We start from the raw sequence: 19408 nt of genomic DNA on the forward strand, positions 1-19408 counted from the left end.
AGAATCTGCGTGTGACCAGCAGCCACACCGTCCCCATCGGCCAGCCGCTGCCCGGGGCGTCGCTCGGGCAGGCGACCGGCCGCTTCTTCCGCGGCTACTTCCACTTCGCGGGCCGCGCGAGCCGCAGCGAGTTCTGGTGGGCGATGCTGGCCGTCTGGATCATCAGCCTCGTGCTGCTGATGCCCGCCATGCTGATCGCGGTGCGGCTCCAGTCGTGGGGCGAGCCCGGCGGCGCGGCCCTCGTCACCCAGGTGGAGGCGCAGCAGTCCGTGACGACGTTCTTCGTGCTGCTGGGCGCGAGCGTGCTGCTCTCGCTGGTCTGCACCATCCCGACGTACGCGGTCATGTGGCGGCGCCTGCAGGACGCGAACTTCCACGGCGCCTGGATCCTGCTGTCGTTCGTAGGGCTGTCGATCATCCCCCTGGTCATCTGCTTCTTCGGGTCCAACCCGGCGGGAGCGAGATTCGGCCCGCCTCCGCCCGCGGCGCCACCGGCCTTCGGCGTCCCGTCCGAGCACGGCTACGCATCACCGGCGGTGGTTCGCCAGCAGCGGTTCGGCACGCCGCCGCAGCCCATGCAGCAAGCGCCAGCGCCCGGCTACGGCAGCTACGGCGGCGCGTCGTACGGGGGCGCCTCCTACGGCGGCACGCCCTACGGCCAGCCACAGCGCGACCCGGAGCGCTGACACCTGCGAAGCTCCCGCTCCAGGTACGCCGCCGACAAGCCCGCACCGGCAGGCACCGACACCGGCACCGACGGAGGGCAGTGCTCCCCACCCGACCGGCGGATCGACCTCGCGCCGTGGGGGACAATGAGAGCATGAGCACCCTGAGCGTCGTCCCCGTCGGCCAGCCGCTGTACGGCGCCTCGTTCGGCGTCGCCGTCCAGCGCTTCTGGAAGGGCTACGTGAGCTTCTCGGGCCGCGCGAGCCGGAGCGAGTTCTGGTGGGCGATGCTCTTCACCACCTTGCTCATGCTGGTCGCGCAGGTGCCGTTCTGGATCGCCTACGTCGCGTTCATGATCGAGACCATCCAGCTCGACACGACCGATCCGAACGGCGACCCGACCGCCATGCTGGGCGCGATGTTCGCGATGCTCGGCTGGATGATCCCCATGCTGCTCGTCGCGCTGGCGATCGTGCTGCCGAGCCTCGCGGTGATGTGGCGGCGCCTGCAGGACGCGAACCTGCACGGCGCCTTCGCGCTGCTGCAGCTCATCAGCCTCGGCATCGTGCCGCTCATCATGTGCATCCTGCCGAGCCAGCCCGAGGGCATCCGCTTCGACCCGGCCTACCGGGCGCAGACGGCCGCGCAGCTGGGCTACGGGCACGAGCCCTACGGCCAGCCCGCGTACGGCCAGCAGCCCTACGGCCAGCCCGCGTACGGGCAGCAACCCTACGGCCAGCCGGCGTTCGGGCAGCAGCCGGCAGCCCAGCAGCCCTACAGCGGCAGCTACGCAGAGCCGCCGAACGGCCCGTACGACCAGCCCGGTCAGCCTCGCGCCTGAGGCGCGAAGCGCACCTCGGCTGCCTCCCGTGGCCGGTAGCGCGCGTCGAAGCCGCGATCGTTCGGCGCCCACACCTCGCGCCACAGCGCGTCGTGGTCGTCGCCCGCCTCGCGGTCGCGACGCATCCCCCGCTCCGTCGCCGCCTCCAGCGGCACATCCACCCAGACGGTGAGGTCGAGCAGCGGCACCAGCACGGGGTGCAGCAGGCCGACTGCGTCGACGAGCACGATCGGCGCGGGCTCCTGCGTGCGCGCCGGTTGCCGCCCGCCGGTGGCCCAGTCGACCGGGTGGCACATGGCCGGACGGCCCGCGCCCATGGCCTCGAGCACCGACGCGAGCTCGTCGCGGTGCAGCGCCGCCCAGTCGTCGCTCCGTTCGCGGCTGCCGAGCGGATCGAGGAAGTCGTCGCCGCGCACCCGCGCCGCCTCGGGCAGCCGCGCCTGCAGGGCCCTGGCGAGCGTCGACTTGCCCGAGCCGCCGTAGCCGGCGATGCCGACCACGAGCACGTCGCGCTGCTCGGCCCGGCGGCGGATGCGTTCGGCCAGCTCGTCGACGTCGGTCACGGTGGTCATCGGGCCTGCGCCACGAGCTCCACCGCGCGCTCGGCGGTGCCCCAGGAGAGGGTCATGCCGGCGCCACCGTGCCCGTAGGCGGCGATGACGCGCAGCGGATGGCCGGGCACCTCCTCGATGCGCAGCGTCGCGCGGGCCGGCCGCAGGCCGACGGCGCGCGAGAGGATCTCCGCGCCGACGAGGCCCGGCACGAGCGCCGCGGCGCGAGCGAGGATGCCGGCCTCGATCTCGGGATCGGGCTCGAGCGAGATGGCACCCACCTCGTGCGTGCCGCCGAGCACCAGGCAGTCGCGCCGCGGCAGCACGTAGGTGATGCCCTCCGGACCGTCGTCGTCGATGCGGAACTCCCAGAAGCCCGGGTTCGCCACCCGCACGACCTGGCCGCGGATGGGCACCACCGTGTCGTCGTCGCCCAGCAGCGCGCCCGACCGCACCCCGGCGGCGACGACGACGACGTCGAAGTCGTGCGCCAGCGCATCCACGCCCTGCTCGTCGGCCGCGGCGACCGACCGCTGCTCGAAACTCACGCCCAGCGCATGGCACTGCGCCTGCAGCCACGGCAGGTACTGCGTCATGGTCGCCAGCGGCAGCCGGGTGCGCATGCCGGTGGCGCCGGCCGGCAGCTCGCCGGCGTCGGCCTCGTGCGCGTCGACCCACTGGGTCCAGGAGCGGTCGGGTTCGCCGGCGCGCTCGATGATGATGCCGTCGCGCAGGTCGACGCCCGCATCGGGATCCTCGGCGATCGCGCGGAAGCGGCGCAGCGAGGCATCGAGCATCACGTCGACGGCGGGTGAGCGCTCGGCCTCGTAGGGGAACCAGATCGCGCCGGCGGCCGCCGAGGTGGTGGCGAGCGAGTCGAGCTCGGTCAGCACCGTGACGGTGCGGCCGGGCACGCCGGAGGCGGCCAGCTCGTGCGCGATCGAGAGCCCGATCACGCCGGCTCCGATGACGGCGATGCGCTCACTCATGCCGCCATCCTCTCAGGGCGGCACTCTCGCCGGCAGACCTGCTGCGGTGTCACGCAGCGCGTGCTGGATCGCCGGCTCCGCGGATCTCAACGTGCGAGGTGCTTGTTCGCTGCAACTATCTGCACGAACGCGCACCTCGCACGTTGAGATCGCGGCGCTACGCGTCCGGGGCAGGCTCGGCGGTGTCGGCGGCCGTCACCGCGAGGGCGCCGTCGGCGACGTCGACGCGCACCGTCCCGGACTCGAAGCCGCCGACGATGAGGTCGGCCACCTTGTCCTCGACCTCGCGCTGGATGAGCCTGCGCAGCGGCCGCGCGCCGAACTCGGGCTCGTAGCCGTGCTCCGCCAGCCAGGTGAGCGCCGCATCCGTCGCCTCGAGCTCGATGTCCTGCGCGCGCAGCCGCGCGCCGACGCGGTCGAGCAGCAGCGTGACGATCTGGCGCAGCTGCTCGCGCTCGAGCTTCTGGAAGAGCACGATCTCGTCGATGCGGTTGATGAGCTCCGGGCGCATCTGCTCGCGCAGCTTGCCCATCACCTTCGCGCGCAGCTCGTCGGCCGCGGCCGCGCCATCGCCGACCTGGAAGCCCATCGGCCCCGACTTGGAGGCGAGGAACTCGCCGCCGAGGTTGCTGGTCATGATGACGACCGTGTTGCGGAAGTCGACCGTGCGGCCCTGGCCGTCGGTCAGGCGGCCGTCCTCGAGCACCTGCAGCAGCAGGTTGAAGACATCGGGGTGCGCCTTCTCGATCTCATCGAGCAGCACCACCGAGTAGGGCTGGCGGCGGATCTTCTCGGTCAGCTGCCCGGCCTCGTCGTAGCCGACGTACCCGGGAGGGGCGCCGATGAGGCGCGCGACCGTGTGCCGCTCGCCGAACTCCGACATGTCGAAGCGCACGAGACTGCCCTCCGAGCCGAACAGGCTCTCGGCGAGCGTCTTCGCGAGCTCGGTCTTGCCGACGCCCGTCGGTCCGAGGAACAGGAACGAACCGATCGGGCGCGCAGCGTCGCCCAGCCCCGAGCGCGACCGTCGGACGGCCTTCGCGACCGCGCTCACCGCATCCGTCTGCCCGACGACCCGCTGGTGCAGCTCGTCCTCCAGCACGGCCAGGCGCTGCTTGTCGCCCTCGGTCAGGCGAGATGCCGGGATGCCGGTGGCGCGGGAGACGACCTCGGCGATCGCCGCCTCGTCGACCTCGCCGTCCTCGCCGGAGCCCGACTCGATCGACGCCTGGATGGCGCCGATGCGGTCGCGCAGGCGCGTGGCCTCCTCGAATTCCTCGGCTTCGACGGCCTGCCGCTTCTCGTCCTCGAGGTGCTCCTTCTCCTGCACCAGGGCGTCGACGTCGACCTTCGCGCCGAGCCGCAGGCGCAGGCGCGCGCCGGCCTGGTCGATCAGGTCGATCGCCTTGTCGGGCAGGAAGCGGTCGCTGATGTAGCGGTGCGAGAGCTCGACGGCGGCCGCGATGGCCTCGGGCGTGTAGCTGACGCGGTGGTGCTCCTCGTAGGCCGACTTCAGCCCGTCGAGGATCTTGACGGCGTCCTCGACCGAGGGCTCGGCCACCAGCACCGGCTGGAAGCGGCGGGTGAGCGCGGCGTCCTTCTCGATGCGGCGGAACTCCGCGAGCGTGGTCGCGCCGATCATGTGCAGCTCGCCGCGCGCCAGCCGCGGCTTGAGGATGTTCGCGGCATCCATGCCGCCCTCGCCGCCACCGCCGGCGCCCAGGATCGAGTGCAGCTCGTCGATGAAGACGATCAGCTCGTCCTTGTGGGCGGTGATCTCGTCCATCGCCTTGGTGATGCGCTCCTCGAAGTCGCCGCGGTAGCGCGTGCCGGCGACCATCGCGGTCAGGTCGAGCGCGACGACGCGCTTGCCGTGGAGCGACTTGGGCACGGTGCCGGCCGAGGTCGAGCCCTCGACGATCGCGCGCGCGAGCCCCTCGACGATGGCGGTCTTGCCGACGCCGGCCTCGCCGATCAGCACCGGGTTGTTCTTGGTGCGGCGCGAGAGGATCTCGATGGTCTGCTCGATCTCGTCGGCGCGGCCGATGACGGGGTCGAGCTTGCCGTCGCGGGCGCGCTGGGTGAGGTCAGAGCCGTACTCGTCGAGCGTGGGCGTGGTGGAGTTCGGGTCGATCGCCTTCGACGGGGTGCGCCCCTGCTGCGCCTGCCGCTGCGCCCCCATCGCGCCGCGCTGCAGCGACTCCTGCGTCACGCCGGCCTCCTGCAGCACGGCTCCCGCAGCGCTGTCGCCGGCGAGCAGGAACGCGAAGAACAGGTGCTGCGGCTCGATGTAGCTCGAGCCGTTGGCGCGCGCCAGCTGGTAGGCGTCGCGCAGAGCGCGCTGAGCGGATGGGGTGAGGCTCGGGGGTCCGGAGACCTCCGTCGTGCCTTCGGCCGGCAGGCGATCGGCGATGGTCTCGCGCAGCTGCTCGATGTCGGTGCCCGCGGCTTGGAGTCCGGAGGCGAACTCGGGCAGCTCGAGCAGCGCGTGCAGCAGATGGAGCGCGTCGAGCTCGGTGTGCTTGTGGGCGCGCGCGTACTCGAGCGCGCTGGCCATGACCGAGCCCGTGCGGCGTGAGATCAGGCGCGTGACGTCGATCGCGCGCGCTGCGGGCGTGCGCCCGCCCTGCTGCATCAGTCGCGCGATGAGGTCGTCGAACGATCCGTCGCCGACCGGTCCGTAGATGGCTGCCATGTGCATCCCCTCGTGGTCATTCCAAACTTGAGTGTCTTTGACTCAAGTTAGAACACCCGAGGCGCGAGCGCATTCCCGTTCGCCACCAGCGAGCGCGGCGCGCCTGAGGTGACTCAGCCGGCCGCCTTCTTGACGAGCTCGCCCACCTGCTTCCGCACCGCATCCGTCACCTCGACGATCGCGTAGGAGGCCGGCCACATCGGGCCGTCGTCGAGCGCCGCGTTGTCCTGGAAGCCGAGCGTGCCGTAGCGCGCGTCGAACTTCGAGGCCTGCTGGTAGAACACCAGCACCTTGCCGTCGCGCGCGTAGGCGGGGAAGCCGTACCAGGTCTTCGGGTCGAGCTCGGGGGCCATCTCGGTGACCACCTCGTGGATCATCTGCGCGATCGCCTTGTCGGGCTCGGGCAGACCAGCGATCGTGTCGACCACATCCTGCAGGTCCTTCTCCTTCTTGCTGCCGCCCTTGCGACCGGCCTGCTTGCGCAGCTCGGCGGTGCGCTCCTTGAGCGCCTGCTTCTCGAAGTCGGAGAGCTTGCCGTCGTCGTCAGCCATGGGTGCCGTTCCTCTCGTGTGGCGTGCATTCGCTGCCACCGATCATGCCGCGCCGCCCGCCGTTCGCGCTTCTCCAATCCTGCTTGATCGCGTTGCACTCTCCACAACCTCAGTATGCGATCGAGCAGTACCACGCAGAGCGGGTCTATGACTGAAGGATGGCGCCGCGAGAAGGGTTGGAGCAAGACGCTCCGCGAAGTCAAGCGCTGCAGGCTTGGGTGGATGAGTCGATCCAGGCCCGGGCAAGGAGCTACATCCTGGCCGCCGTCGTCGCATCCGACGACAGCATGGCTCTCGATCGTGCGCGAGCCACAATGCGCGCCCTGGTGCATCGACCCCGTCGACGCCTGCACTGGCGAGACGAGTCAGCGAACGACCGACGTCGCATCATCACCGCCATCGCCGCGCTCGGAGTATCACCGCCATCGCCGCGCTCGGAGTCCGCGCAGAGGTGGTGGTCGCAACCGGGATGGACCCGAAGCGTCAGGAACGGGCGAGGCGGAAATGCCTGGAGCGTCTCCTGCATCGGTTGTCTCTGCTGAACGTGGAACTCGTCTGGATCGAATCGCGCGGTCAGGTCGGTGCTGCACGAGCTGCCCCTGTGACAACGCGAAAGCCGGGTCCCGTCATGCGGCGGGTTCCCGGCTTCACTTCCTCGCACCCCTCAGGGGGAGGCTCATCGTCAGTATACCGAATGCGCGTACGCAGTGAGTGGCGCAGTGACTCATGTGGAGAACGCTCAAGTTCGGCGCCCAACGAGATGGCGCGCCCGGCGAAGCTGGAGCAACGCCGGGCGCGCCTGGGGGCCCGCGTCAGGCGACCGGTACCGGTTCGCGGCGCTCGTCGCGACCGCCGCCGGGCGTGGTGTCCGCGCCTGCGTCGGTGGACGCATCCGCACGGTCAGCCGCCTCCGCGTCGGCCGATACCGAGGGCACCGCCTCGTCGAGGTCGTCATCCTCATCCGCGAAGGGCACGTCGCCGCGCTCGGCGTTGTAGAGGCTGAGGTCGAGGATGCCCTCGCGCTTGGCGACGATCGTCGGCACCAGGGCCTGGCCTGCGACGTTGATCGCGGTGCGGCCCATGTCGACGATCGGGTCGACGACCAGCAGCAGGCCGACGCCCTCGAGCGGCAGGCCGAGCGTCGACAGCGTCAGCGTGAGCATGACGGTCGCACCCGTGGTGCCGGCCGTGGCCGCCGAGCCGACGATCGAGACGAAGGCGATCAGCACGTACTGGATGAGCGTGAGCTCGATGCCGAAGAACTGGGCGACGAAGATGGCGGCGATGGCCGGGTAGATCGCGGCGCAGCCATCCATCTTGGTGGTCGAGCCGAAGGGCACGGCGAACGACGCGTACTCGCGCGGCACGCCCAGGTTGCGCTCGGTGACCCGCTGCGTGAGCGGCAGGGTGCCCATCGACGAGCGGCTCACGAAGCCCAGCTGCACGGCGGGCCAGACGCCCGAGAAGTACTTGCGAATCGACAGCCCGTGCGTCTTGATGAGCACCGGGTAGACGACGAACAGCACCAGCACGAGGCCGAGGTAGATGGCGGCGACGAACCAGGCGAGCGTGCCCAGCTTCTCCCAGCCGTACTGCACGACCGCGTTGCCGAGCAGGCCGGCGGTGCCGATCGGGGCGATGCGGATGATCCACCACAGCACCTTCTGGATCACCTTGAGCGCCGACTGCGTGAAGTCGAGGAAGGGCTCGGCCTTCTTGCCGAGCTTGAGCGCGGCGATGCCGATGGCGGCGGCGATCACGATCACCTGCAGCACGTTGAAGCCGACCGATGCGCTGATGTCACCCGACTCGGCTGCGCTGGTCGAGACGGTCAGGCCGAGGAAGTTCTGCGGCACCAGGCCGATCAGGAAGTCCCACCAGCCGCCCACGCGGCTCGGCTCGGCGGTCTCGAGCGCGCCGGTGTCGACGCGTGAGCCGGGCTGCAGGATGGTGCCGAGAGTGATACCGATCGAGACGGCGATGGCGGCGGTGATCGCGAACCACAGCAGCGTCTGGCCGGCCAGGCGTGCCGCGTTCTGCACCTTGCGCAGCTGCGCGATCGAGGCGATGATCGCCGTCAGGATGAGCGGCACGACGGCCGTCTTCAGCAGCGCCACGTAGCTCGAGCCGATGGTGCCGAGCGTCTCGGCGAGCGCGTTCGGCGCGTCCTCGGCGCCGGGCCCGATCTGGCGGGCGATGAGGCCGAGCACGATGCCCAGCACGAGGGCGAGCGTGATCTGGAAGCCGAACGAGCCCAACAGCTTGCGGGCTCGGCTCTTCGGTGCGCGCGCGGGTGCGCTCTGTGTGGTCGCGGACACGATGCTCCTCATGGATGCGGTGGGTGGGGTGTCCGGGCCACGTCGCCCGGGTGCACATTCAGTTATATCTCCCATCACGAGCCGTTGCATCCATATCGTCACGGTTCGTCACATTCGGTGCAGGGCGAGCGGCTGAGCTGCGCGCGCGAGACGGCCGATCTGCACCCGCGCAGCGGAATGCCCGCGATCGCGCGGCGGTTCCACCGAGCATGCGCAAACGCATCGGCTTCCTCTCCTTCGGGCACTACCGCGACGTGCCCGGCTCGCGGGTGCCGACCGCCGGCGACTCGCTGCGCATGCACGTCGATCTGGCGGTCGCGGCCGAGGAGGCCGGCCTCGACGGCGCCTGGGTGCGGGTGCACCACTTCGACCAGTCGCTCAGCACCCCGTATCCGCTGCTGGCCGCGATGGGAGCGCGCACCTCGACGCTCGAGCTCGGCACCGGCGTCATCGACCTGCGCTACGAGCAGCCGCTGGCGATGGCCGAGATCGCGAGCGCCGCCGACCTCATCACCGGCGGCCGGCTGCAGCTGGGCATCTCGCGCGGCTCACCCGAGCGCGCCGTCGACGGGCAGCAGCGCTTCGGGCTGCCGCTGCCAGAGGGGGCGAACTGGTCGGGTCATGCCCGTGACCGCGCCGCGCACGTTCGGCGGGCGCTGCGGGGCGAGCCCCAGGCGACCTCGGCGCTCGCACACGAGCAGGGCAAGGGCCCGGATCTGCCCGTCGAGCCGCATTCCCCCGGGCTCGCCGATCGCCTCTGGTGGGGTGCGGGCAACCACACGTCGGGGCTGTGGGCCGCCGAGCACGGCTACCACCTGCTCTCCTCCACGCTGCTGACGCAGGACGACGGCCGCCCCTTCCACGTGCAGCAGGCCGACCAGGTGCGCGACTACCTCAGCGGGTACGCCGCGGCGGGCCATGCGGTCCCGCCCCGCACTGCCGTCACGCGCAGCGCCTTCCCCTTCTTCAACGACGACGACCGCCGCTACTTCGGCCTCGCCGACGAGCAGCGCGACGGCCAGGGCCGCATCGAGGGCGGCGCCGTGCGCGGAGGCCCGACCTACGCCGGCGAGCCGGAGCACGTCGCGCGGCGCCTGCTCGCCGATGACGCGGTGCAAGCGGCCGACACCGTGCTGTTCGCACTGCCGAGCCAGCTCGGCTACGACTACAACGCGCACCTGTTGCAATCGCTCGGCGACCTCGCGCGCGAGCTCGGCTGGCACGAGCGCTGACGCAGCCTCTGCGGCTTCAGGCCCCGCGATAGCCGACGAGCCAATGCGGCTCGATCCGGTACATCCGCACGTCGTCGCCCCAGCTCGTCGGATCCGATCCGTAACGGGCGCTCCAGTGGGCGATCGTCTCCTCCCAGGCGACGGAGTCGGGCGTCAGGCGCACCGCCCACCCGTGGCAGAAGACGCCGATGCGCTCGCCGTCGACGTGGGCGGCGCTCACCGCCGGACGCGCCGCGATGTGGCGCGCCTTGGCGGCCGCGCCATCGGTGCCGAAGGTCCACGCGCCATGCAGGAAGTGCCCGTCGACGGCGCTCACGCGGGGCTCGCCCGCAGCGGTGACCGTCGCGAGGGTCAGCACCTTCATGCCGTCGAGCGCGCCCGCCACGGCACGCGCATCCATGACGTGGTCGCCGCTGATGATCTCGCGCAGGTGGCTGGTGCCGCCCGCGCGGGACGTGTCGATCAGGCGCTGCAGGTCGTCGAGCTCGGCTTCGGTCTCACGCATGCGGCGACGCTAGCGCCGCCCGCCCACATCAGCCGGCGTGCGTGCCCTCGGCGAACTCTTCCAGGATCTTCGCGTTGAACGCGGGCAGATCGTCCGGCGTGCGGCTCGAGACCAGCCCCTTGTCGGTCGCGACCTCCTGATCGACCCAGTTCGCGCCGGCGTTTTGCAGGTCGGTCTTGAGGCTCGGGTAGCTCGTCATGGTGCGCCCCGAGACGCCGCCGGCCTCGATCAGGATCCACGCGCCGTGGCAGATCACGCCGATCGGCTTGCCCGACTCGACGAACCCGCGCACGAGCGCCACCGCATCCGCATCCATCCGCAGATGGTCGGCGTTCACCACGCCGCCGGGCAGCACGAGGGCGTCGAAGGCGGATGCGTCCACGTCCTTGGGCGCGGCGTCCACCGTCTGCGTGTGGCCCTTCTTGCCCTCGACCGAGCCGTCCTTCGACGAGATCAGTGCGGGCTTGCCGCCGGCGCCCTGCACCGCCTCCCACGGGCTGGTGAGCTCGGAGTCCTCGTAGCCGTCCGTGAGCACGAACGCGACCTTCTTGCCGGTGATGTCAGCCATGACTGCCTCCTTCAAGTTCGGGATTCGGCGGCGACGGTACCCGCCGCACCTGAGCACGGCTCTTGCAACATATTTGTTGCGCGCAGTATCCTGACAGCATGACGATGCAACTCGATCTTGACAGCGCAGTACGCGAGGGCGAGGACGCACGTCTCCGCATCGCCATCGCCAGCCTCGGCTCGCCGGCCGCATTCGCGCTGCTGGCGGGCGTGCACCGGTCGCAGCCGACCCGGTGGCTCAATCACCAGGGTCGGCCCAGTGCCGCCACGCAGCGCCTGGTCGACGACGTCGCACTCGTCGCGACGAAGTTTGTGCGCGTCTGGCCGGCCGAGATCTTCCAGGACTGGCTCGACGGAAGCAACTCGTTCCTCGCAGGCGCGAGCCCGAAGGAGTGCCTGCGCGCAGGACGGGCCTCCGACGTGCTCGCAGCGCTGGAGGGCGAGCTGGCGGGCGTCTACGCCTGATGCGCGCGTTCCGCATCTTCCCCTTCGACGGCGGTGCGGCGGCGGGCGAACCCGGCCATCCGCTGTTCATCGCGCGCTCACTCCAAGGCTCCGGCCGCTGGGACAACCCGGATCGCTACGCTGCCGGCTACTTCTCGCTGTCGGCCAGAGGAGCGGTGAGCGAGGTCTTCGGCGGCATGGCGGTCTGGCGTCCCGCGCTGTTCGACGACCTCCCGATCCCCCGCAGGCTCGGAGAGTTCGAGATCCCCGAGGACTTGGAACTCGCGGACTTCGATGATCCCGCGATGCTCAGTCGGTTCAAGCTGCGCGTGGCCGACGTCGGCATCCGCGACCCCCGGCGCACACAGCAGATCGCCGCGCACGTGCACGATGCCGGGTTCGTCGGCATCCGCTGGTCCTCGCTCTACCATCCGGGGCTCACGAACCTCGTGGTCTTCGATTCCGCCGAGCGCGGCGTCAGCTTCCTGAGCGCCGAGCGCCTGTCGATCGAGCACCCGGCGGTCATCGCTGCCGCCGAGCGGATCGTCCGCCACATCGCGCGGTAGCGTCACCGCTCACGGCGCGCCCGCCGCATGTGGGCGGTCGGGTGGAGAGTGGTCACCACAGCCCCCGGAGGTGCCCGATGGAGACCGCGAACCACACCGTTGTAACTCGTGCACGGCGTGTCGGAAAAGTCTTTCCGGGCGCGCTGCACAGCTGTCAGCGAGCACTCTCCACAGGCACTTCCGCGTCGTTCCGCGGCGGGAATCACAACTGTGGACAGGTTGTTGAAACAAGTGTGGAGAAACACACCATCTTGTGTCCTTGATCGACGCGAGACCCCACATATAGTGGGAGCCCGGCCCCGGCCGCACAGCTCCCAGCACCGACCACCACACCAACGAGGAAGGCCGACATGACCGTCACCGTCTACTCAAAGCCCGCCTGCGTGCAGTGCACGATGACCACTCGTGCGCTCGACGCGCAGGGCATCGAGTACGAGATCTTCGACGTCACCGCCGACGACAAGGCACTGCAGACCGTCAAGGATCTCGGCTACATGCAGGCCCCCGTCGTGATCGCCGACGCGGACCACTGGTCTGGCTTCCAGCCCGACCGCATCAAGGCGATCCACGCGGCCTGATCGTCGTGCCCACGGCTGTGCTGGGGGCCGAGGTGGCTGACATCGTCTACTTCTCGAGCGTCTCGGGCAACACCGCCCGCTTCGTGGAGAAGCTCGGGCGGCCGGCCTCGCGCATCCCCCTGTATGCCTCTGAGCCGCCGCTCGAGCAGCGAGAGCCCTACGTGCTCATCGTGCCGACGTACGGCAGCGGGAATGGCAAGGGCGCCGTTCCCAAGCAGGTCATCCGGTTCCTCAACGACGAGCAGAACCGCAAGCATCTGCGAGGCGTGATCGCGGCCGGCAACACCAACTTCGGCGCGGGCTACGGGCTTGCGGGCGACATCATCGCCCGCAAGTGCGGAGTGCCGCACCTCTACCGCTTCGAACTGTTCGGAACTGCTGACGACGTGCGCGTCGTACAAGATGGATTGGATGCACTATGGCAACGGTGACGCCCGAGATGACGACGGGCAAGACGTCGGCGATGGATTACCACTCGCTGAACGCGATGCTCAACCTCTACGGACCGGATGGGAAGATCCAGTTCGACAAGGACCGTGAGGCTGCGAATCAGTACTTCCTGCAGCACGTCAACCAGAACACGGTCTTCTTCCACTCGCTGAAGGAGAAGCTCGACTACCTGGTCGAGAACGACTACTACGAGAAGGAAGTGCTCGACCGGTACTCCTTCGAGTTCATCAAGTCGCTCATGAAGCGGGCCTACGGCTACAAGTTCCGCTTCCCGACCTTCCTCGGCGCGCTGAAGTACTACACCTCGTACACGCTCAAGACCTTCGACGGGAAGCGCTACCTGGAGCGCTACGAGGACCGCGTGGTGAACGTCGCGCTCGCGCTCGCAGAGGGCAACGAGACCCTCGCCGAGCAGATCGTCGACGAGGTCGTCAACGGCCGCTTCCAGCCGGCCACCCCGACCTTCCTCAACGCGGGCAAGAAGCAGCGCGGCGAGCTCGTCTCGTGCTTCCTGCTGCGCATCGAGGACAACATGGAGTCGATCGGCCGCTCGATCAACTCGGCGCTGCAGCTCTCGAAGCGCGGCGGCGGCGTGGCCTTCAACCTCACGAACATCCGTGAGTACGGCGCCCCGATCAAGCAGATCCAGAACCAGTCCTCGGGAGTCATCCCCGTCATGAAGCTGTTCGAAGACAGCTTCTCGTACGCGAACCAGCTGGGTGCCCGTCAGGGCGCGGGCGCGGTGTACCTGCAGGCGCACCACCCCGACATCATGCGGTTCCTCGACACCAAGCGTGAGAACGCCGACGAGAAGATCCGCATCAAGACCCTCTCGCTGGGCGTCGTCGTGCCCGACATCACGTTCGAGCTGGCGAAGAAGGGCGAGGACATGTACCTCTTCTCGCCCTACGACGTCGAGCGCGTCTACGGCGTGCCCTTCAGCGACATCTCGGTGACCGAGAAGTACCACGAGATGGTCGACGACTCGCGCATCAACAAGACGAAGATCAATGCGCGCGAGTTCTTCCAGACGCTCGCCGAGATCCAGTTCGAGTCGGGCTACCCGTACGTCATGTTCGAGGACACCGTCAACCGGGCCAACCCGATCGACGGCCGCATCAACATGTCGAACCTGTGCAGCGAGATCCTGCAGGTCAACACGCCGTCGACCTACGACGACAACCTCGACTACGAGTCGATCGGCAAGGACATCTCCTGCAACCTCGGCTCGATGAACATCGCGCTGTCGATGGACTCGCCCGACTTCGGCAAGACCGTCGAGACGGCGATCCGCACGCTCACCGCGGTCTCCGACCAGTCGAACATCGGCTCGGTGCCCTCGATCGCGCGCGGCAACTCGATGAGCCACGCGATCGGCCTCGGCCAGATGAACCTGCACGGCTACCTCGGTCGCGAACGCATCCACTACGGCTCCGAAGAGGGCCTCGACTTCACGAACATCTACTTCTACACGGTGCTGTTCCACGCGCTGCGGGCGTCGAACCTGCTCGCGCAGGAGAAGGGCGAGACCTTCGACGGGTTCGAGCGCTCGAAGTACGCGTCGGGCGAGTTCTTCGACAAGTACACCGAGCAGGAGTGGAAGCCGGCGACCGCCCGCATCCAGGAGCTGTTCGACACCGCTGAGGTCGCCATCCCCACGCAGGACGACTGGCGCGAGCTGCAGGCGCTCGTGCAGCAGCACGGCATCTACAACCAAAACCTGCAGGCGGTGCCGCCGACCGGCTCGATCTCGTACATCAACAACTCGACGTCGTCGATCCACCCGATCGCGTCGAAGATCGAGATCCGCAAGGAGGGCAAGCTCGGCCGCGTCTACTACCCGGCGCCGTTCATGACGAACGACAACCTGGAGTACTTCGAGGACGCGTACGAGATCGGCCCGGACAAGATCATCGACACCTACGCCGCGGCCACGCAGCACGTCGACCAGGGCCTGTCGCTGACGCTGTTCTTCAAGGACACCGCCACGACGCGCGACATCAACAAGGCGCAGATCTCGGCATGGCGCAAGGGCATCAAGACCATCTACTACGTGCGACTCCGCCAGCTGGCGCTCGAGGGCACTGAGGTGGATGGTTGCGTCAGCTGCATGTTGTGATTTCCTCACTTTTTGGCAATGAAGGATAGGGACATGGATACCCGAGACACCCAGGCGGCCGACGCCGCGTTCGACGAGCTCGCCGACGCATCCCCCGTCGACCCCGCGCAGGCGCGCGAGACAGTCGAGGCCGAGCAGGCCGAAGCTGCGGAGGCGTTCACCGAGGGCGCCCCGCAGACCGAGGCCCAGCAGCGCCAGCACAAGCACAACCACCTGGTGCAGGCGATCAACTGGAACCGCATCGAGGACGAGAAGGACCTCGAGGTCTGGAACCGCCTCGTGAACAACTTCTGGCTGCCCGAGAAGGTGCCTCTGTCGAACGACGTGCAGTCGTGGGGCACGCTCACCGAGGCCGAGAAGCTGCTCACGATGCGCGTCTTCACCGGCCTCACGCTGCTCGACACCATCCAGGGCACGGTCGGCGCGGTCTCGCTCATCCCGGATGCGATCACGCCGCACGAGGAGGCCGTCTACACGAACATCGCGTTCATGGAGTCGGTGCACGCGAAGTCGTACTCCTCGATCTTCTCGACGCTCGCGTCGACGAAGGAGATCGATGAGGCCTTCCGCTGGTCGCAGGAGAACCCCTACCTGCAGCGCAAGGCCGAAATCATCATCGGCTACTACGAGGGCGACGACCCGCTGAAGCGCAAGATCGCCTCGACGCTGCTCGAGTCGTTCATGTTCTACTCGGGCTTCTACCTGCCGATGTACTGGTCGAGCCGGGCCAAGCTCACGAACACGGCCGACCTCATCCGCCTCATCATCCGCGACGAGGCCGTGCACGGGTACTACATCGGCTACAAGTTCCAGAAGGGCTACGAGAAGCTCACCGCTGAGAAGCAGGCCGAGATCAAGGACTACACGTACTCGCTGCTGTACGAGCTGTACGAGAACGAGTCGAAGTACACGGCCGAGCTCTACGACCCGGTCGGCCTGACGGAGGACGTCAAGAAGTTCCTCCACTACAACGCCAACAAGGCGCTCATGAACCTCGGCTTCGAGCCGCTGTTCCCGACCACGGTCACCGACGTCAGCCCGGCGATCCTGTCGTCGCTGTCGCCGAACGCCGACGAGAACCACGACTTCTTCTCGGGCTCGGGCTCCTCCTACGTCATCGGCAAGGCCGAGGCCACCGAGGACGACGACTGGGACTTCTGAGACGGATGCGTCCACACCGTCAGGCTGTCGCCGACCGTCCCTTGGGCGGTCGGCGGTAGCCTGACAGTCACCGATCGAGAAGGCAGAGCATGAGCACCAGCACCAACCTCGACACCCGATCCCCGGAGCAGATCGCCCACGAGCTCTCGATGGGCGAGGTCTCAGACGTGCTCACGAACCTCGACTTCGCGATCGGTCGTACGAAGAAGGCGCTGACGAAGCTCCGCAAATCGGGCGTGCAGACGAACGTAATCGAGCCGCTGGAGGATGCGCTGGCCGAGATGCAGTCGACACGCAAGCGGCTGCTCCATGGCACGTACTACGTCGGCACCGACACCAGGCTGCTGTAGTGGCGTCGAAGTCTGGCCTCGAGATCCAGCGTGATCTCGAGGCCTTCGTCGCGAAATGGCGACACTACGAGGGCAGCGAGCGCTCGGAGGCGCAGACCTTCCTCAACGAGCTCTATGCCGCGTACGGCACGGACCGCGCAGAGGCGGGCGCGAAATTCGAGGACTTCCGCTCCTCGGCCGGCTTCATGGATCTGCACCAGCCGGGCGTACTCATCGTCGAGATGAAGCGGCCGGGCACCCCGCTCGAGCAGGCAACGGATCAGCGGCGCCGCTACTGGCAGGAATCCAGCGATCCAGAGCTCGACATCCAGGCTGCGCGCTGGGTCATCGTCTGCAACTTCCAGTCGTTCGAGATCTGGGAGCCCGGCCGATTCCCCAACCACCCACGGCTCCGGTTCTCTCTCACCGACCTGACCGACCACTACGACGCGCTGCTGTTCCTGCAGTCGGAGTCGATCGAACCGGTCTTCTCCGAGCACCGCCGTGAGCTGACTGCTGACGCGGCCCGCCACATCGCAGACCTGTACGTCTCGATGGCCGAGCGCAGCGCAGCGCCGGACGACGAGATGCAGCGCTTCACGATGCAGCTGGTGTGGACGCTGTTCGCCGAGGACCTCGGCATGCTCGAGGGCTACCCGCTGCAGCGCACTGTCGAGAAGCTGCTCAGGGAGGACGACCCCGATTCTGCCCGCGACCTCGGGTACCTGTTCAAATTGCTGAACCAGAAGGGCAACCAGAACCGCCACGGCATCTACGAGGGCACCCGCTACGTCAACGGTGAGCTGTTCGCGCAGTCGGATGCCGTCTACCTGACACGTGAGGAACTCGAGCATCTGAAGCGCGCCTCGGAGTTCGACTGGCGCCAGGTGAACCCGACGATCTTCGGCTCGCTGCTCGAGGGCGTGCTCGGCGACGACCGCCGCGCAGAACTCGGCGCGCACTACACGCACGAGGCCGACATCATGAAGATCGTCACGCCGACGATCGTGCGGCCGTGGCGCGAGCGCATCGAGGCGACGACGACGTCGAGCCAGGCACGTGATCTGCTCGACGAGCTCTGCGGCTTCCGCGTGCTCGACCCGGCCTGCGGCTGCGGCAACTTCCTCTACGTCGCCTACCGAGAGCTGCGCGGCCTCGAGGCCGGTCTGAAGTCGCGCATCCACGACCTCGCTGCTGACGCCGGATTACCCCGCCCGACCGATCTGCCGTATTACCCACTGGCCAACATCCAGGGCATCGACATCGAGCGCGTCGCGGTGCGCATTGCGCAGGTCACGCTCTGGATGGGCCACCGCCAGATGGTCGACCGCTACGGCGAGGCCGAGCCAGTGCTTCCCTTGCAAGACCTGTCCGCCATCCGCGCCGCCGACGCCCTGCGCATCGAGTGGCCCGAGACCGACGCGATCATCGGCAACCCGCCATTCCTCGGCTCGCAGCTCATCCGCGAGTCGCTCGGTGACGACTACATCGACTGGCTCGAACGACGGTTCGGCGTCGGCATCCGTGACCTGGCCGTGTACTGGTTCCGACTCGCTCACGATCGCCTTGCGGCTGGTCAGCGGGCGGGCCTCGTCGGGACCAACTCTGTCAGTCAGAACCGCGGCCGCGATGCATCCCTTCAGTACATCCTGGACCGCGGCGGCGTGATCACCGACGCCGTGTCTACCCAACGCTGGCCGGGAGACGCCAAGGTCCACGTGAGTATCGTGAACTGGATCAAACAACCCGACCATCAGCCCCTCGGCTTTCTCCTCGACGACACCGAGGTGGGCGGAATCTCTAGCTCATTGCGCGAGATCCGCCAGAACGACTGGCAAGCCTTGACTCTTGCCCCCAACGACGGCCGCGCATTCATCGGCGTGAGCCTCCATGCCGCTGGCTTCCGTGTGGCACCAGCTGAAGCCGTCGCGCTCGGGCTGAGCGATAGCACCGTAGTGCGACCGTTCTTGGATGGACGAGACATCACGCGCACCATCGACCAGAGAGCGTCCCGAGTCGTCATTGACTTTAAACTCGCAACGCTCGAAGAGGCCTCGAAGCATCCCCGCGAGCTCGAATTGGTGCGGCAGCGTGTCAAGCCGGAGCGCGATCTCAACAATCGAGCGCTCTATCGGAACTACTGGTGGCGTCATGGCGAGGCTCGCCCGGGGATGATCGAAGCAGTGTCGAATCTGCGTCGGCAGGCGGTCGCTGCCAGAACCGGGAAGCGGCTACTTCTCACTTGGCAGGACATATCCTCAACGATCAGCGACGCGGCAGTCGTGTTCGCGTTTGACGACGACTACTCGATGGGTGTGCTGATGTCGAAAGCGCATGACGCCTGGGCCTGGGAGCAGTCGTCGACGCTGAAGGGTGACCTTCGCTACACGCCAACGACCGCGTTCATGACTTTCCCGTGGCCGGATCCTGCCACCGATGCGCATCGCGAGGCGATCGCCGACGCATCGCGCGTCCTCTACGCCCTCCGCAGCGCGCTCTGCATCGAGCACGACATGGGGCTGACCAAGCTCTACAACCTCATGGACGACGGTGCGTTCCAGGATCTCGCAGCACTCCACAAGCGTCTCGACGAGGCGGTCGTCGACGCCTACGGCTGGCCGAAGTCGATCGCGCAGGATGCCGACGCCCTCGTCGCCCGGCTCACCGAGCGCAACCGCCAGATCGTGCGAGGCGAGTCCCCCTACGCGCCCTTTAACAGCAATGCCGTTCGGTTAGCCGTCGGGCGGTGATGTCAAGCAGCGCGTCCGCGTGGCTCCCGTTGGAGAGCCGCAGCCCTTGTAGAAGTGGATCTGTCCGCCAAGACCGATCTCTTCACAAGGGCTGCG

Annotated in this window: 18 protein-coding genes; 11 read left to right on the plus strand and 7 right to left on the minus strand. The window is 68.2% G+C overall.

Annotated features, from left to right (window positions below):
• Positions 1–11: 11 nt before the first annotated feature.
• Together J1M46_RS10885 and J1M46_RS10890 are read left to right on the plus strand one after the other, a co-directional pair.
• Positions 12–686: a DUF805 domain-containing protein gene (locus J1M46_RS10885; protein ID WP_206447822.1), complete on the plus strand. Its 675-nt coding sequence runs from the start codon at positions 12–14 to the stop codon at positions 684–686.
• Positions 687–820: 134 nt separating this feature from the next.
• Positions 821–1507: a DUF805 domain-containing protein gene (locus tag J1M46_RS10890; protein ID WP_206447823.1), complete on the plus strand. Its 687-nt coding sequence runs from the start codon at positions 821–823 to the stop codon at positions 1505–1507.
• On the opposite strand, the gene J1M46_RS10895 is transcribed toward J1M46_RS10890, so the two are convergent.
• The 5 genes from J1M46_RS10895 to J1M46_RS10915 all read right to left on the minus strand — a co-directional run bounded on the left by J1M46_RS10895 (position 1492) and on the right by J1M46_RS10915 (position 8623).
• Positions 1492–2079 carry a uridine kinase family protein gene (locus tag J1M46_RS10895; protein WP_241249096.1) on the minus strand — a complete coding sequence of 196 codons (588 nt, stop codon included), beginning with the start codon at positions 2077–2079 and terminating at the stop codon, positions 1492–1494. The genes J1M46_RS10890 and J1M46_RS10895 overlap by 16 nt on opposite strands.
• A complete protein-coding gene (locus J1M46_RS10900) occupies positions 2076–3047 on the minus strand; it encodes an NAD(P)/FAD-dependent oxidoreductase (RefSeq protein WP_206447824.1) in 972 nt (323 codons plus the stop codon). Before J1M46_RS10900 ends, J1M46_RS10895 begins: the two co-directional genes overlap by 4 nt.
• 157 nt (positions 3048–3204) lie before the next feature.
• The gene (locus J1M46_RS10905; RefSeq protein ID WP_206447825.1) at positions 3205–5742 is read right to left on the minus strand and encodes an ATP-dependent Clp protease ATP-binding subunit; all 2538 of its coding nucleotides are present in this window, start codon (positions 5740–5742) and stop codon (positions 3205–3207) included.
• Between the two features lie 113 nt (positions 5743–5855).
• On the minus strand, positions 5856–6293 hold the full coding sequence (locus J1M46_RS10910) for an iron chaperone (RefSeq protein WP_206447826.1): 438 nt from the start codon (positions 6291–6293) through the stop codon (positions 5856–5858).
• Positions 6294–7105: 812 nt separating this feature from the next.
• Positions 7106–8623 (minus strand): dicarboxylate/amino acid:cation symporter, encoded by a 1518-nt coding sequence (locus J1M46_RS10915; protein WP_206447827.1) that lies wholly within the window; start codon positions 8621–8623, stop codon positions 7106–7108.
• A gap of 197 nt (positions 8624–8820) precedes the next feature.
• On the opposite strand from J1M46_RS10915, the gene J1M46_RS10920 reads away from it, so the two are divergent.
• Positions 8821–9843: an LLM class flavin-dependent oxidoreductase gene (locus J1M46_RS10920; protein WP_206447828.1), complete on the plus strand. Its 1023-nt coding sequence runs from the start codon at positions 8821–8823 to the stop codon at positions 9841–9843.
• Positions 9844–9859: 16 nt separating this feature from the next.
• Here the strand turns inward: J1M46_RS10920 and J1M46_RS10925 are convergent, their stop codons facing one another.
• Both J1M46_RS10925 and J1M46_RS10930 read right to left on the minus strand, forming a co-directional pair.
• Positions 9860–10348 carry a pyridoxamine 5'-phosphate oxidase family protein gene (locus tag J1M46_RS10925; RefSeq protein ID WP_206447829.1) on the minus strand — a complete coding sequence of 163 codons (489 nt, stop codon included), beginning with the start codon at positions 10346–10348 and terminating at the stop codon, positions 9860–9862.
• 28 nt (positions 10349–10376) lie between these two features.
• The gene (locus tag J1M46_RS10930; protein ID WP_206447830.1) at positions 10377–10916 is read right to left on the minus strand and encodes a type 1 glutamine amidotransferase domain-containing protein; all 540 of its coding nucleotides are present in this window, start codon (positions 10914–10916) and stop codon (positions 10377–10379) included.
• A 98-nt stretch (positions 10917–11014) separates the two neighbouring features.
• Between J1M46_RS10930 and J1M46_RS10935 the strand changes: the two genes are divergently transcribed.
• The 8 genes from J1M46_RS10935 to J1M46_RS10970 all read left to right on the plus strand — a co-directional run bounded on the left by J1M46_RS10935 (position 11015) and on the right by J1M46_RS10970 (position 19312).
• Complete coding sequence (locus tag J1M46_RS10935; protein WP_206447831.1) at positions 11015–11380, plus strand: hypothetical protein; 366 nt, start codon at positions 11015–11017, stop codon at positions 11378–11380.
• Positions 11380–11925, plus strand: coding sequence for an RES family NAD+ phosphorylase (locus J1M46_RS10940; RefSeq protein ID WP_206447832.1), 546 nt, complete (start codon positions 11380–11382; stop codon positions 11923–11925). The genes J1M46_RS10935 and J1M46_RS10940 overlap by 1 nt, the downstream gene beginning before the upstream one ends.
• A 350-nt stretch (positions 11926–12275) precedes the next feature.
• Complete coding sequence (gene nrdH / locus J1M46_RS10945; protein WP_092917010.1) at positions 12276–12503, plus strand: glutaredoxin-like protein NrdH; 228 nt, start codon at positions 12276–12278, stop codon at positions 12501–12503.
• A gap of 5 nt (positions 12504–12508) precedes the next feature.
• A complete protein-coding gene (gene nrdI, locus J1M46_RS10950; RefSeq protein WP_446698583.1) occupies positions 12509–12934 on the plus strand; it encodes a class Ib ribonucleoside-diphosphate reductase assembly flavoprotein NrdI in 426 nt (141 codons plus the stop codon).
• On the plus strand, positions 12922–15072 hold the full coding sequence (gene nrdE / locus J1M46_RS10955; protein ID WP_206447833.1) for a class 1b ribonucleoside-diphosphate reductase subunit alpha: 2151 nt from the start codon (positions 12922–12924) through the stop codon (positions 15070–15072). The genes nrdI and nrdE overlap by 13 nt, the downstream gene beginning before the upstream one ends.
• 33 nt (positions 15073–15105) lie before the next feature.
• Positions 15106–16233: a class 1b ribonucleoside-diphosphate reductase subunit beta gene (gene nrdF, locus J1M46_RS10960; RefSeq protein WP_206447834.1), complete on the plus strand. Its 1128-nt coding sequence runs from the start codon at positions 15106–15108 to the stop codon at positions 16231–16233.
• Positions 16234–16322: 89 nt separating this feature from the next.
• Entirely contained in the window at positions 16323–16583 is a 261-nt protein-coding gene (locus J1M46_RS10965; protein WP_206447835.1) for a hypothetical protein, read from the plus strand.
• Positions 16583–19312, plus strand: a complete 2730-nt coding sequence (locus tag J1M46_RS10970) for a class I SAM-dependent DNA methyltransferase (protein WP_206447836.1) — start codon at positions 16583–16585, stop codon at positions 19310–19312. Before J1M46_RS10965 ends, J1M46_RS10970 begins: the two co-directional genes overlap by 1 nt.
• Positions 19313–19408: the final 96 nt, after the last annotated feature.

Origin of the sequence: Agrococcus sp. KRD186 (assembly GCF_017168255.1) — a bacterium.
Classification (GTDB): domain Bacteria; phylum Actinomycetota; class Actinomycetes; order Actinomycetales; family Microbacteriaceae; genus Agrococcus.